This is a genomic window from Aliiglaciecola litoralis (genome assembly GCF_039523355.1).
Lineage (GTDB): Bacteria > Pseudomonadota > Gammaproteobacteria > Enterobacterales > Alteromonadaceae > Aliiglaciecola > Aliiglaciecola litoralis.
The window spans coordinates 37,253-50,748 of the sequence record NZ_BAAAFD010000001.1 but is presented as its reverse complement, the minus strand read 5'-3'; the positions used below and the strand labels follow the sequence as shown (position 1 = coordinate 50,748).

At 43.0% G+C, this 13,496-nt stretch carries 13 protein-coding genes; 4 read left to right on the top strand and 9 right to left on the bottom strand.

All coding sequences use genetic code 11. The annotated features are described in order from the left end of the window. Window positions 1-83: 83 nt before the first annotated feature. Genes fabG through yceD form a run of 6 tightly spaced genes read right to left on the bottom strand, consistent with a single transcriptional unit; the run spans window position 84 to window position 4,495 of the window. Window positions 84-821 carry a 3-oxoacyl-ACP reductase FabG gene (gene fabG / locus ABD036_RS00225; RefSeq protein ID WP_343855543.1) on the bottom strand — a complete coding sequence of 246 codons (738 nt, stop codon included), beginning with the start codon at window positions 819-821 and terminating at the stop codon, window positions 84-86. A gap of 9 nt (window positions 822-830) precedes the next feature. Continuing rightward, window positions 831-1,763, bottom strand: a complete 933-nt coding sequence (fabD, locus tag ABD036_RS00220) for an ACP S-malonyltransferase (RefSeq protein WP_343855542.1) — start codon at window positions 1,761-1,763, stop codon at window positions 831-833. Window positions 1,764-1,787: 24 nt separating this feature from the next. Beyond that, a complete protein-coding gene (locus ABD036_RS00215; protein WP_343855541.1) occupies window positions 1,788-2,747 on the bottom strand; it encodes a beta-ketoacyl-ACP synthase III in 960 nt (319 codons plus the stop codon). Between the two features lie 3 nt (window positions 2,748-2,750). Beyond that, window positions 2,751-3,782 (bottom strand): phosphate acyltransferase PlsX, encoded by a 1,032-nt coding sequence (gene plsX, locus ABD036_RS00210; protein WP_343855540.1) that lies wholly within the window; start codon window positions 3,780-3,782, stop codon window positions 2,751-2,753. 4 nt (window positions 3,783-3,786) lie between these two features. Continuing rightward, entirely contained in the window at window positions 3,787-3,957 is a 171-nt protein-coding gene (gene rpmF, locus ABD036_RS00205; protein WP_343855539.1) for a 50S ribosomal protein L32, read from the bottom strand. 10 nt (window positions 3,958-3,967) lie between these two features. Continuing rightward, window positions 3,968-4,495 carry a 23S rRNA accumulation protein YceD gene (yceD, locus tag ABD036_RS00200; protein WP_343855538.1) on the bottom strand — a complete coding sequence of 176 codons (528 nt, stop codon included), beginning with the start codon at window positions 4,493-4,495 and terminating at the stop codon, window positions 3,968-3,970. Window positions 4,496-4,812: 317 nt separating this feature from the next. Between yceD and ABD036_RS00195 the strand changes: the two genes are divergently transcribed. Beyond that, window positions 4,813-5,388: a Maf family protein gene (locus ABD036_RS00195; RefSeq protein ID WP_343855537.1), complete on the top strand. Its 576-nt coding sequence runs from the start codon at window positions 4,813-4,815 to the stop codon at window positions 5,386-5,388. A 52-nt stretch (window positions 5,389-5,440) separates the two neighbouring features. Here the strand turns inward: ABD036_RS00195 and rluC are convergent, their stop codons facing one another. Next, window positions 5,441-6,403 carry a 23S rRNA pseudouridine(955/2504/2580) synthase RluC gene (gene rluC, locus ABD036_RS00190; RefSeq protein ID WP_343855536.1) on the bottom strand — a complete coding sequence of 321 codons (963 nt, stop codon included), beginning with the start codon at window positions 6,401-6,403 and terminating at the stop codon, window positions 5,441-5,443. A 581-nt stretch (window positions 6,404-6,984) separates the two neighbouring features. Here rluC and rne point away from each other — a divergent pair. Both rne and ABD036_RS00180 read left to right on the top strand, forming a co-directional pair. Continuing rightward, complete coding sequence (gene rne / locus ABD036_RS00185; protein ID WP_343856524.1) at window positions 6,985-9,957, top strand: ribonuclease E; 2,973 nt, start codon at window positions 6,985-6,987, stop codon at window positions 9,955-9,957. A 441-nt stretch (window positions 9,958-10,398) separates the two neighbouring features. Continuing rightward, complete coding sequence (locus tag ABD036_RS00180; RefSeq protein ID WP_343855535.1) at window positions 10,399-10,653, top strand: hypothetical protein; 255 nt, start codon at window positions 10,399-10,401, stop codon at window positions 10,651-10,653. 186 nt (window positions 10,654-10,839) lie between these two features. Here the strand turns inward: ABD036_RS00180 and ABD036_RS00175 are convergent, their stop codons facing one another. Then, window positions 10,840-11,820 carry a transposase gene (locus tag ABD036_RS00175; protein ID WP_343855534.1) on the bottom strand — a complete coding sequence of 327 codons (981 nt, stop codon included), beginning with the start codon at window positions 11,818-11,820 and terminating at the stop codon, window positions 10,840-10,842. A 252-nt stretch (window positions 11,821-12,072) separates the two neighbouring features. Between ABD036_RS00175 and ABD036_RS00170 the strand changes: the two genes are divergently transcribed. Further along, entirely contained in the window at window positions 12,073-12,759 is a 687-nt protein-coding gene (locus tag ABD036_RS00170; RefSeq protein WP_343855533.1) for a hypothetical protein, read from the top strand. Between the two features lie 191 nt (window positions 12,760-12,950). Here the strand turns inward: ABD036_RS00170 and ABD036_RS00165 are convergent, their stop codons facing one another. Beyond that, complete coding sequence (locus ABD036_RS00165) at window positions 12,951-13,397, bottom strand: acyl-CoA thioesterase (protein WP_343855532.1); 447 nt, start codon at window positions 13,395-13,397, stop codon at window positions 12,951-12,953. Window positions 13,398-13,496 lie beyond the last annotated feature (99 nt).

Genomic DNA, 13,496 nt, shown 5'->3' with positions numbered 1-13,496 from the left:
CTGGTCAAACCACCGAATCACACAAGTCTAATCAACAAAAATTTAACAATCAAGCTTTTAAACTTGCTCGTTAGACCAGTTGATTAAGCCATAAACATGCCACCATTCACGTGAATCGTTTCACCTGTAATGTATGCGGCGCTGTCACTTACTAAGAAACTGACGGTTGCAGCGATCTCTTCTGGCGTTCCCAAACGATTGGCGGGAATGTCTTCAAATATCGATTGCTTTTGTTCATCAGTTAACGATTTTGTCATGTCGGTATCGATAAAGCCTGGCGAAACCACGTTAACGGTGATCCCACGAGAAGCCACTTCTCTGGCGGTTGATTTACTAAAACCAATGACACCGGCTTTGGCGGCAGCATAATTTGCTTGCCCTGGATTACCTGTGCTCCCTACTACGGAGCCAATATTAACGATTCGACCATGACGTTTTTTCATCATGCCTCGCAATACGGCTTTGGTCAGCTTGAAAATGGGGGTTAGATTGGTCAACATGATGTCATCCCATTCCGCATCTTTCATTCGCATTAATAAATTATCGCGAGTGATACCGGCATTATTGATCAAAATATCAATGTCGCCATAACCTTCTTTAATGTTAGCCACCACAGAGTCTAAAGATGCTTGATCTGTGACATTCAATGCCATGCCAGTTCCTTTATAGCTTGAAAGGTATTCACTGATAGCAGCGGCTCCACTATCCGATGTTGCCGTGCCGACTACTGTAGCACCTTGTTTAGCTAATGATTCGGCGATGGCTCTGCCAATACCTCTGCTTGCACCTGTTACGAGTGCAACTTTACCTGCTAAGCTCATTGTGTCTCCTTATTCGAAATAACTTGCCACTGAAGTCGGTGTATTGACCGCTTCAGCTTTTATCGATTTGTCGATTCTTTTTATCAATCCAGTGAGTACTTTACCTGGGCCGACTTCATAAATTTCTGTGACGCCTTTGCCTGCTAATGACTCTATTGTTTCTGTCCAGCGAACAGGGCAATACAACTGTTTGACCAATGCTGCTTTAATAGCAGTTACATCCCGCGGTGAATCAACATCAACATTATTGACAACATCGATGTCGGGCTGTTGAAAGTCAATCGTCTCCATTAATGAGGCTAATTGTTCTGAGGCTGGACGCATCAGTTCACAATGAGATGGAACACTTACCGATAACGGCAGAGCACGTTTGGCTCCCGCTTCTTTACATAGTGCTGCGGCTTGGTCGGCAGCCTCTTTAGTACCGGCGATAACTACCTGACCTGGAGAATTAAAATTAACCGCGGCGACAATTTGTCCACTCGACTCTTGAGCAGATTTACAGGCGTTTTTGATTTCTTGGTCGTCAAGGCCAATAATAGCATACATCGCGCCCTCACCTGCAGGAACAGCGGTTTGCATAAATTTCCCACGAGCTTCAACCAACTTGACACCGTCAGCTAGACTGAACACATTAGCACAGACTAAAGCTGAATATTCCCCTAAGCTGTGTCCCGCTAAAAAGGCAGGCTTATTCGCACCTTCACTCATTAACAAACGAAAGATAGCGACACTGGCGGTTAACAAAGCAGGCTGCGTGATATGGGTCTGATTAAGTTTATTGTCAGGATCGGATTGGATTACATTCCAAAGATCATAGCCAAGCGCTGCAGAAGCTTCAGCGAAGGTCGCTTGAATAGATGGATAATGCTCAGCCAGATCAGCAAGCATTCCAACAGATTGTGATCCTTGCCCAGGAAACACAAAGGCTTGTTTAGACATAATACATACCTTGAATAAGTTAGATTAATATTTTACCAGTGCGGAAGCCCAGGCGAATCCACCACCAAAAGCTTCTAGTAATAGATTTTGGCCCCGTTTAATACGACCATCTCGTATGGCAGTATCTAACGCAGTTGGAACAGTCGCGGCTGAGGTATTACCGTAATTTTCAAGCGTTAATACGACTTGATCAAGTGACATGTCCAGCTTTTTAGCGGTCGCTTTAATGATCCGAAAGTTAGCTTGATGCGGCACTAACCAATCAAGATCGGACTTTTGCATATTATTCGCTTCAAGCGTTTGTTCGACTATTTCACTTAATTTATTAACGGCAACTTTAAAGACCTCGTTGCCTTTCATACTACCCCAATTTTCATGCACCGATTGCTCGTTGCCGTGTTCAACATGACCTATTTGTAGCAAATCGCCGTAGGAACCCGCCGCATTAATATGTGTCGAAAGAATGCCAGGTTCTTCTGATGCTTCAATAAGAGTCGCACCCGCCGCATCACCAAATAAGATCACCATGGAGCGATCCGCAGGATCAATCATCCGAGACAAGCAATCAGAGCCAATCACCAATATCCGTTTAACCATTCCGGTTTTGATATACTGATCAGCTACACTTAACGCGTAACAATAACCAGCGCAAGCCGCCGCTACATCAAATGCAGGGATACCATCCAAACCGAGCATTTTTTGGATCTCACAGGCCGTGCTAGGAAGTGCATATCGACCGCTAGTGGTAGCGCAGACGATCATGCCTATAGATGCTTTATCGATACCCGCAGCTTCTATCGCGTGCAATGATGCTTCATAGCCCATAGTTGCTGCAGTTTCATTAGCACCAATGATACGACGCTCTTTAATACCCGTCCTATCCGTGATCCACTCATCGGTTGTATCAACCATGATTTCAAGATCTGCATTGGTGCGCACGTCGGAAGGATAATAACTTCCAGTGCCAATAATTTTTGAGTACATGTTTTAAGAACGCTCCATTAATACGGATTCAATTTTATCTTTTATTTTTTGAGGAACCTGTCTATGGACTTCTTGCAATGCTTCTTTAATCGCATACAAAAAGGCATCGGAGGATGCATTTCCATGGCTCTTTACCACAATTCCGCGCAATCCTATCAGACTCGCGCCATTGTACTGGTCGGGGTTCACCCTTAGATAAATTTTACGTAGCAATGGTAAGGCTATTTTAGCCAGAATTTTCGTCATTAAATTTTGGTTCGAAACACGTTTTGCTTCTTCTAACACCAATTTGGCCAGCCCTTCGCAGGCTTTCAATGCAATATTGCCGACAAAGCCATCGGTAACAACAACATCGGCGCAATTGGTAAAAATATCGTTGCCTTCGACAAAACCGGTGTAATTGATTCCTGGGGCGTCTTGTAACAGCTTAGCAGTAAACTTAACTTGATCATTTCCTTTGATCTGCTCTTCCCCCACATTAAGTAGCGCAACACGTGGGAAACTAACGCCTGTCACTTCTTCTGCCAACACAGACCCCATCACGGCATATTGAAACAAGGTTTCAGAGTCACAATTGACATTGGCACCGAGATCTAACAAGAAGAGTTTGTGATGCCCCTCAGTGGGCAGTGCTGAAACCAGTGCGGGTCGATCAATGCCTGAAATGGTTTTTAATACATGATAAGCCATCGCCAACAATGCCCCAGTGTTGCCAGCACTGACACAAGCATCGGCGTCACCACATTCAACCCGTTCGAGTGCGCGTCGCATCGAAGAATCTTTTTTGTTTCTTAACGCGTGCGAAGGAAGCTCATCCATTGCGACATGTTCAGAACAATGTTGGATTTCTATTCTTGAGGTTAGATCGGGATCGAGTTCGCCTAACATGTCGCCAATGATATTTTCATCACCGCACAGAATTACGAACAAATTGGAATTTTGTTGCAGGGCCTTCACCGCAGCGGGCAAAGTAACATGGGGGCCGTTATCGCCCCCCATAATATCTAACGCGATGGTTAGACGACTTGAAATCATTGCCTTAGTCAGCGATGACTTTCTTGCCTTTGTAGTAACCGTCAGCAGTCACGTGATGACGAATGTGCGTCTCACCTGATGTTGAATCTACAGACAAAGTCGCTCCGCCTAGCGCATCGTGTGAACGACGCATGCCACGCTTTGAACGAGTTTTCTTATTCTTCTGTACAGCCATTACTTTACTCCTAGTCTCGCTTAAGTTCTTTCAAAACCGCGAAAGGGTTTGGTCGTTCATCGGCCGGTTCAATCTCTCCGAACTGCATTTCATCTCGCTTAACACTGCAATCCTTCTCTGCATGAAGGGCGACAATTGGCAAAGATAAAATCAATTCATCTTCAAATAATTGAAGTTGATTAATTTCTCCGTGGTCATTGACCTCAACCGGTTCGTAAACTTCCGGCAATTCACTTACGCTTTCACTATTCAAATCCTTAACAGGAGAATAGCAAAATTCGACATGAATTGGATGGACAAATTGTCCATTACATCTTTGACAGATAAGTTCAACAGTGGCTGACAATGTTCCTTGAAAGAAATTCAGACCCTGCGCGTCTTTATCGAATTTCACTTCAACGTCGATTGTTTCGCCAACTGCAGCAACTGCACTGGTTAATCTCTCCATGTCACGTGACAAAAACACACCCTGATAATCAGAGCGTTTTGATGCACTTTTGACGGGGTCAATTAGCTTGGGCAATTTCACTTTCTGCATAGGGCGCGCATAATATAGATTGTCTATACGTTAGTCAAAGGAAAATATTGACCTATTTGCCAAGAATACAAGATTTTATTGGCCCAGTTAAATAAATGACCGCCATTTTTACACGATAGTTATCGCTCAAAACAAGGCGACGGTTTAGATTGGCGTTTGGCTCGAAGAATAAGACAAGCCACTTGTTCACTTGCTCTCCTATATCAATTTTAACTATTTGAGAATTTAAACAATGCGAGACGCGTAACAAACAGCTTCCCTAAATTTGTTTTTATTCGCTTATACTAGGGTTACTCTTTTATCAGTAGAGGTATATTGTGTCCATTGTACTTGCTTCCACTTCTCCTTACCGCAAAATATTATTAGACAAGTTGGGGTTAGACTTTAGCTGTGAGTCTCCCGATATTGAAGAGTATTCATTACTCAATGAAACGGCTCAGCAGATGGCTGAGAGGCTGGCAATACAAAAAGCCAGAGCGGTCGCTTCGCGTCATCAAAACAGCTTGGTTATAGGTTCAGACCAAGCAGCCTGTTTTGCTAACCAAATTATTGGCAAGCCAAAGACCCATGAAAATGCAGTGCGCCAACTACTCCAATTTAGTGGAAAAACAGTTATTTTTTATACTGGCCTGTGCGTTATCAATAGCCAGACCATGAAGCAACGCTCGATGATCGACTCCGTCGAGGTAACCTTTCGAGATTTATCTATCGAGCAAATTGACAAATACCTCAAAGCCGAACAACCCTACGATTGTGCTGGTAGTTTCAAGTGTGAAGGTTTAGGAATCAGTTTGTTTACTTCTTTGCATGGCAAAGATCCAAACACCTTAGTTGGTTTGCCCTTAATTGACTTGTGTGATTTGCTCGATGAATTTGGTCGACCCGTATTGTAACGAGGGGGCGAGAATCAATCGCTTTTTCCCCGCCCCGTTTAAAGCTTATCGTTTATAAATCCGCGTTGGCTTTTTCTAGGTTTGCAATGGTGCGGCTTAATACCTTGTCCAGGCTTGCTGTATGGCGCATTTTCTTCTCGGTCACAGGGTGAATATAAAGTAACTCATAGGCATGTAAAAATAACCGATTGAGACCGTATTGCTGCATGTGTTGATTAAACGCTTCTGGCGTATACTTAGTATCACCCGCAATCGGATGCTCTGCGTGTAAACAATGGACCCGTATTTGGTGAGTTCGACCTGTTATGGGACAAGCTTCCACTAAGGTACACTCTTTAAACTGTTGCAATATACGGTAACGTGTTTCTGACTCTTTGCCGTCCAATGACACTGACACCATACGCTCACCCGATTGCAGTGTATTTTTACGTAGCGGTGCTTTCACTTTAAATCTGTGCTTTGGCCATTGCCCTTCGACTAATGCATGATAACGTTTGTCTACGGTTTTGTTTCTCAGCTGTTCATGAAGGTGTTTCAGAGCCGAACGTTTTTTGGCGATTAATAGGCAACCGGATGTATCCCGGTCAAGTCGATGTACCAACTCCAAAAACTTGGCTTGGGGCCTGAGAGCCCTAAGTGCTTCAATCACGCCGAAACTAAGACCACTACCACCGTGAACAGCCATGCCAGAAGGTTTGCTCACAACTAAAAGCACGTCATCTTCATAAATAATGTGCGATTCAAGATTTGCCACTTTATCAAGTTTGGTAGACGGTGCGGCGTTGCTTTCAGACACCCGAATAGGAGGTACACGGATCTCATCTCCACCACACAGCTTATACTCGGGCTTTACCCGCTTTTTATTTACCCGCACCTCACCTTTGCGCAAAATACGATAAATAAGGCTTTTAGGCACCCCTTTTAACAAGGTCCGTAAAAAATTATCTATTCTTTGCCCATCATGGTCAGGTTCGATGGTTATAAATTGTACTAAATCGAAATTTTTATCAGTCATAATAGGCGCTATTCTAGCGCAATTAGTAAATTTAGCTTTAAAATTTTATTCACTTGCCAGAAGGCCGTTTTTAATGAGACAATGGCCCTGTTTAGGTTGTATGTGAAACACATCAACCAACAATGCGATGATAAAACGAAATTGTAAAGACACCCGCGAGGCATGGCCTTGCTAGACATAAAGGTGTATTGCTGCCGTCGAAGTGAGTATTTTTTCGATAGGTCGAGCAAGCAATTTCTCACCTCATCATGCGATATACAATAAATGTACCGATCGCAGAGTAGTTAGAATTGAATTTGGCAACAAACTGATGCGTCCAATATGACCGAAGTCAGTTTGCTTAGAAAACGACAATATAGTGTTTTGGGGTGTTGCGTGACACCCGGGGTATCGCATTAGTTTGAAAGCAAACAATGCAGGTTCCTTAATGAAATCAAATGCATATATAGGCATTACGTCATAACGTGCTTGAGTTAGCTAGCCCAGTCGGGAGACTGCACTGTACAACAACTCATCTGCCAGTTCGTCAGTTCTCACCTCTCCTATCGGTATAAATAAACCGAGTCATAAAAATGAAAAGAATGTTAATTAACGCCACTCAACAAGAAGAGTTGCGCGTTGCATTGGTAGATGGTCAAAAACTTTACGACCTTGATATAGAAAGCCCTGGACACGAACAGAAAAAAGCAAACATCTATAAGGGTACAATTACCCGAGTTGAACCAAGCTTAGAAGCTGCCTTTGTTGACTATGGCGCTGATCGCCACGGCTTCCTGCCCCTTAAAGAAATTGCCAAGACTTACTTCCCAAGTGGATACCGTTTCGAAGGCCGCCCTAACATCAAAGATGTGATCAAAGAAGGCCAAGAAGTTATTATCCAGATTGATAAGGAAGAGCGCGGTCAAAAAGGTGCAGCGCTAACAACCTTTATCAGTCTAGCTGGTAGTTATTTGGTATTAATGCCAAACAATCCTCGTGCTGGCGGCATTTCACGTCGTATCGAAGGTGATGAGCGCACCGACCTCAAGCAATCATTGAGTAAACTAGAATTGCCTGACGGCATGGGTTTGATTGTTAGAACGGCGGGTGTTGGCAAATCCTTTGAAGAACTAGATCACGACTTAAATGTACTGATCCGCCACTGGAATGCAATAGCAGAAGCGGCTGAAAGCAAGCCTGCCCCTTTCTTAATCCACCAAGAAAGTAACGTTATTGTTAGAGCAATTCGCGATTATTTGCGCCGTGATGTGGGCGAGATCCTGATCGACAACAAAGAAGTTTTCGATAAAGCGTTACAACATATTCAATTAGTTAGACCTGACTTTACCAGTCGTGTTAAACAATATCAGGGCGATGTTCCTTTATTCAGTCATTACCAAATTGAAACCCAAATTGAATCTGCTTTCCAGCGAGAAGTGAGACTGCCTTCAGGTGGCTCTATCGTGATTGACCCAACAGAAGCAATGATTTCAATCGATATCAACTCCGCTAGGGCAACCAAAGGTAGTGATATTGAAGAAACGGCCTTTAATACAAACTTGGAAGCCGCCGATGAAATCGCTCGCCAACTGCGTCTACGTGATGCTGGTGGTTTGGTTGTTATCGACTTTATCGACATGACCCCAGTGCGCCATCAGCGCGAAGTGGAAAACCGTCTTAAAGATGCGGTACGTCATGACAGAGCGCGTATTCAATTAGGCCGTATTTCACGTTTTGGCTTGCTTGAAATGTCGCGTCAGCGTTTGCGCCCTTCGCTTGGTGAATCAGCACATATCGTATGCCCTCGATGCAGTGGTCATGGTAATATTCGCGGCACAGAATCTCTTGCGCTATCCGTATTGCGGATCATGGAAGAAGAAAGTATTAAAGATAACACTGGTCAGATTGAAGCGCAGCTTCCAGTCAATGTCGCCACCTATTTGTTGAATGAAAAGCGTCATGCGGTACATTCCATAGAAAAGCGTCACAATGTCAGCTTGTTGATTATACCAAACCCTAATCTACAGACTCCTCACTATCATGTGGCGCGACGTCGTCCCGATGATTCAATCACTGAGGCTAGCTACAATATTGACCTTATGGACGTTCAAACGTCAGAAGTTGACAATCCTACCCAAGAGATAAAACCAAAAGAGCAACCTGTTTTACAAGGCTTAGCGGCCCCGCAACAGGCTCCTTCTGGCGCGCCTAAAGCGCAAAAAGCAGAAGCATCTTTAGTTGAAAAGGTTAGCAAATGGTTCTCAGCGTTATTTGCAACGGAAGAAGAAGTTAAAAAACCAGAGCCTAAAACATCACAAAATCGTAACCAGCGAAATAATCGCAATCGCAATGATCGTTCTGGAAACCGTAAAAATAAATCTGGCGAACGTAAAGAGCGTTCTGAAAGAAATGAACGCCCTGATCGCAATGAGCGCTCAGACAGAAACGATAGGTCAGGCAATAGAGAAGACAAGCGCGAGCAGAAGCCAAGACAGCGTCGTGATAACCGTAATAAACAGGATGCGCCTAAGGATATAGCGAAAGACACGGCTAAAGAAGTGGCTAAGGATAGTCCTAAAGATGCTAAGCCGAATCAGTCTGAAGGTAAGAAAGAGCAAGTTGCTGAACGCAGAAAACGTCGTGATACCCGTCGCAATGTAAGAGGCGAAAAAGGTACTGCTGATAAAGCCAATGAAGAAGTCGTTAATCAAAAAGTAGACCAAGTAGACACGACTGTTGACACTAAGGTCGAATCTGCACCGGTCAAAAAGCCTGATGTCGAAGTTACGACTGATGCAACAGACGATGTAAAAGCCGACAAAGATGAGTCTCAAACTGAACGCAGCAGAAGCCGTCGTTCACCAAGACATATCCGAGCCGCGGGTCAAAAACGTAAGAAAGATGCAGGAGCGCCAACAGAGAATGCCAATGCTGAATCAAAAGCAGCCCAAGATGAGCTTAAATTTGATGCAGCAAATGCAGAAACTAATGAAGCGAGTATTCCAACGGAGCAACCCAAAGCAGACTCTGAAGAAGCGCCGGCTAAACCTAAGACTCGTTCACGCAGAAGAACCAAAAAAGCCGAAGAAAGTACGCCTGCGGTTGCATCAACTGCTGATGCCTCTGCGACTGAAAATGCGCCTGTGGCGTCTGACGGTGATGAAAAACCCACAAAGGCACCGGCTAAGAAAAGAGCGGCTAAGGCTCAGCCTAAACAAGTAGAGATAGAGCTTGATAGCCAAGATCCGGCCCCTATTGAACAGTCGGCTGAGAAGAAGGTTGAGTCTAAAGCGCAAGCCGAGAAAGCCCCTGCTAAGGCGGTCGAAGTTGAAGAGTCTAAACCGACACCGAAACCGACAGCTAAGAAACCTGCGACTAAAGCGAAAGCAGCAGCGCCAATCTCACATCCAATGGCCAAACCACAGGCTATCGAATCTGAGTTCACTACTCTTGATATCAAGACAGTTGCAGCCACAAGTCGACCTGAAATTAAAAAATCAGGCAAAACGGCATCTTTAGCAAATACATCTAGTAGTGCAGCCGCTGCACCGACAAAGCCTGGAGTTTCAAGCTAAGTCAATTGTAGTTAAATCGTAAAAGATAAAAACGCCTGTTTAAAACAGGCGTTTTTTTTACCCATTAATGAATTATTAGTATCAATAATTGTCGTTAAAATCGGTATTCACTCTCGCCTTTGGTTGGATTTTATATGAATTTCAAAGCACTAATTAAACATGTGAGTTCGTTGTGCAATTTATCTTTTGTTAGCGTTGGCCATGCTGTTAAAAAAACACCGTGGTATTTAGAGAACCTTTGGCACCTTAGGTAATTTCGGCCCCACACATAATCAACGTGAACAAACTGCAAGGATGTTTTTCTGGCCTGCTTATTCTTATGAAAATTACGCGTTTAGTTTACATAAAAGTCAGTATCGTATTAACTAGTTATCAGGTATCGAAAAATACAGTTTACTTACTTGTCAAAATGCTACTCTCGAAAGGTATGAAGAGAGCCGAATGGACTCTCTTATTTTCAAATTTCATCGCTCGACAATAAGTGATGAAAAATTAGATACTAGTCAACAAGTAGACAACTTTGCTCTATTTGCAGCTAGCCCAAATGAATCCACATTCAAATCAAAAAAATACAAAATGAATTTAACCGACAGCTGGCGTTACTCAAGTCTAGCTGCCAATATCAACAAACCTTTAACCACAAAAATTAAGACACTCACTTTTATAATAGCAAAAAATAAAGACACTCACTTTTAAAATAGAATCCCAAAACTCTCTGCTCCATAGAAATTAACGACGCTTCTAAGCCTTAAATCCCGTTTAGAATGGCTGTTTTTATATTTTGATTGAGATGTATGCTGAAAATCGGCTTATTTCTCAAATAGCAGGCAGCGGGATTAGCAACTTTGGGTTGATGAGGGTTTATTTTGGATTGGATTGTTTCTAGGCGTGTTGCAATAAGGCTCTGGCCTTTACCATCCCTCGTATGCGTTGATGTTTGGTGTGCTGTTTGAATTGTTGAAGCATGTGTTCATTGCCTACAGCGGTGTAAAAGTGTAGTTCAAACTCGGTCGTTAGGGTTAACCACTGCTCTGCACTAAGACCAAGACTGTTTAGAATGGAGCTGTGTTGCGGCTTGATATGACCTGCTTTATCCTGACGAATACACTTGCCCGTGCTCTCAATCAGTTCACAGTAATCAATTAGGCTATACGCGATACCTTTAGGCATGTCTTTTTTGTGATTGCCCACAAACCGCATTAATGTGCGGGGCTGTTCACCCTTGATAAGCGCATGGATACGTCTTTGAATACTGGTGTGTCTTGAGGTTTCAGGAGTGCAGTCTATGTTGGCTCGAATGGGGTTTAAATCCACATAGGCCATACAGGCTACTAGCGCACTTTCATCTAACAAAGCTTGGGATTTAAAACGTCCTTCCCAAAATCGCCCCGTACAGTCATCTTCTTTGTTCGCCTCACGGGCGATGTGCTCGTTCAGATTGCGCATCAGCCAACTGATGTCGTATAAGCGTTGACGGTAAATAGTGACCGTTTGCTCCAGACTCACAAGCTCAGCATCACTGAGCGGCTCGCCTTTATGATATTGTTGACTCAACAAGGTGCCTTGATACAACAGATGCCAACGCCTAATCACCTCAGTCATCGACCAGCTATCCGCGGTTTCTTTATCCACACACAACACCACATGGGTATGATTACTCATCACCGCATACGCACAAATATCAATGGCGAACACTGACGCTAAAAATAACAAACGTTTCTCTACCCACGCCCGGCGATGTTCAAAGCTTTGTCCCGTGAAAGAATCTTCACCACACAAAAACGAGCGACGAACACAGCGTGAAACACAGTGGTAGTAAGGAGTATCAATTAAACTGATTTGGTTTTTGCGTGGTTGGGGCATAACAGACCATCCTTGGTTGTTTGATTACCCTAAAGCATAGAACAAAATGGCTGTTTAACCATTCTTAATGTGGGTGTCTCAGTAAAACTGGACTAGAGTTTTGCTATTTTTGAAGTGGGTGTCTCAGTAAAACTAGTGTTAAATCTGCTATTACACACCTTTTTTAATTCTTGTGCTTTTACGATTACATAAGCTATTTGAATTAAATTCTACTAAGATAAAATAAACTAGGTCTTTAAGGATAAAAGCACTATGACAAAATGGTTACTGTTTTTTACTATTTTAGTATTAGTCAGCTTTAATGTGCTTAGCCAAACTGGCCCCCAAGAATCTAGCATCAAACCCCAATTTCGTATTTCATATATAAATTACCCTGACGTTAGAGAGTATGTTGAACTCATCGAGGGCATTTATACTGACCTCGGATTTAGAGTACGACTATTGCCGGTACCTCCGAGTAGAGGCCTTATGTTGTTGAACGAAGGTAAAGTAGACGCCGACGTCGTTAGACTCAAAGCAACTATAGTGAAATATCCTAATTTATTAGTCGTAACCCCAGCGTTACAAGACGGTGAATTGAGCTTGATTTGTTTAAAAGAAACCCATTGTAACCGCGAAATGTTGGACGACGAAAATGTAAATATTTTAATAAATGATGGGGTGTTGAATTTGTTTGACGCCAACGAATTACGAGCACACCCTATTGTGTTAGATAGAATAGAAAAATTCCCAAAATTGATAAAAGCAAAACGGCATCTCTATGCACTCTATGTGGTGGATGAGCTAATGCATCGGGAAATGGAACAAAATTACCAATTAGTGACAATTAAATCTGCACCTGTCCATCATGCTATAAATAAAAAACATGCAGCATTATTACCAATGATAGAGGAAAAATTACGAGAAAGACTTCCAGCCTTGCAGGAATCTAGACGTTAGCCGCAAACCTAAAAGTATACTCTGGTTGATCTAATTGATAATTCCCTTCCTAAATACAGATAATTGACTACTTCGTAACGACCTAGCACCAATATTTGAACTAAATCTGTGGTACATGAGGACATCTGAGCTAGCGATATTTACTAGCACGTTAAATTTCTCATATACACCAGACTATTTTTAAATATTTATCAATTACCGACAGCCGCCAAATCAACTACCGCAGTGGTTGGCCCCGCCAACAGCTTTTGCCGAAAGTCATTAGGAACTTGTCGTTTTTGAAAATCAGTGGCATCTACCATTACATAAACAATTTCAATATCGCATATTGCTCTGTTGCTTTCATGTTCTTGGATTTTGATATTCATGGTGAACGACGATTTACCCACTTTAGACACCCACACCTGCATTGCCAATATATCGTCGAACCGAGCCGGACTTTGCCAACTTAAATTCATGTTAACCAGTTGATTATCGTATCCTTGGTTAATAAGCGCTTGATAGCCTCCGACCAGCGCACGCATATACTCGGTTGCCGCTAAATCAGCGTATTCAGCGTATCTTGAGTTAAACACAACTTGCTGAGCATCACACTCTGCATATCTAACTCGCAAAAGCACGGTAAATGAATCTGTCATGACTGTCCTTATTGATAGTTCTTTAAATATTTTGGATTTATCTTGGGTGTCCCTTTAAAACTGTGGGTGTCCTTTTTAGTTTTGTTATCATGGGTGTCC

Bases quoted from the DNA above. Each gene is read 5' to 3' on its own strand.
- fabG (WP_343855543.1), bottom strand. From the start codon at position 821: ATGAGCTTAGCAGGTAAAGTTGCACTCGTAACAGGTGCAAGCAGAGGT.
- fabD (WP_343855542.1), bottom strand. From the start codon at position 1,763: ATGTCTAAACAAGCCTTTGTGTTTCCTGGGCAAGGATCACAATCTGTT.
- ABD036_RS00215 (WP_343855541.1), bottom strand. From the start codon at position 2,747: ATGTACTCAAAAATTATTGGCACTGGAAGTTATTATCCTTCCGACGTG.
- plsX (WP_343855540.1), bottom strand. From the start codon at position 3,782: ATGATTTCAAGTCGTCTAACCATCGCGTTAGATATTATGGGGGGCGAT.
- rpmF (WP_343855539.1), bottom strand. From the start codon at position 3,957: ATGGCTGTACAGAAGAATAAGAAAACTCGTTCAAAGCGTGGCATGCGT.
- yceD (WP_343855538.1), bottom strand. From the start codon at position 4,495: ATGCAGAAAGTGAAATTGCCCAAGCTAATTGACCCCGTCAAAAGTGCA.
- rluC (WP_343855536.1), bottom strand. From the start codon at position 6,403: ATGACTGATAAAAATTTCGATTTAGTACAATTTATAACCATCGAACCT.
- rne (WP_343856524.1), top strand. From the start codon at position 6,985: ATGTTAATTAACGCCACTCAACAAGAAGAGTTGCGCGTTGCATTGGTA.
- ABD036_RS00180 (WP_343855535.1), top strand. From the start codon at position 10,399: ATGGACTCTCTTATTTTCAAATTTCATCGCTCGACAATAAGTGATGAA.
- ABD036_RS00175 (WP_343855534.1), bottom strand. From the start codon at position 11,820: ATGCCCCAACCACGCAAAAACCAAATCAGTTTAATTGATACTCCTTAC.
- ABD036_RS00170 (WP_343855533.1), top strand. From the start codon at position 12,073: ATGACAAAATGGTTACTGTTTTTTACTATTTTAGTATTAGTCAGCTTT.
- ABD036_RS00165 (WP_343855532.1), bottom strand. From the start codon at position 13,397: ATGACAGATTCATTTACCGTGCTTTTGCGAGTTAGATATGCAGAGTGT.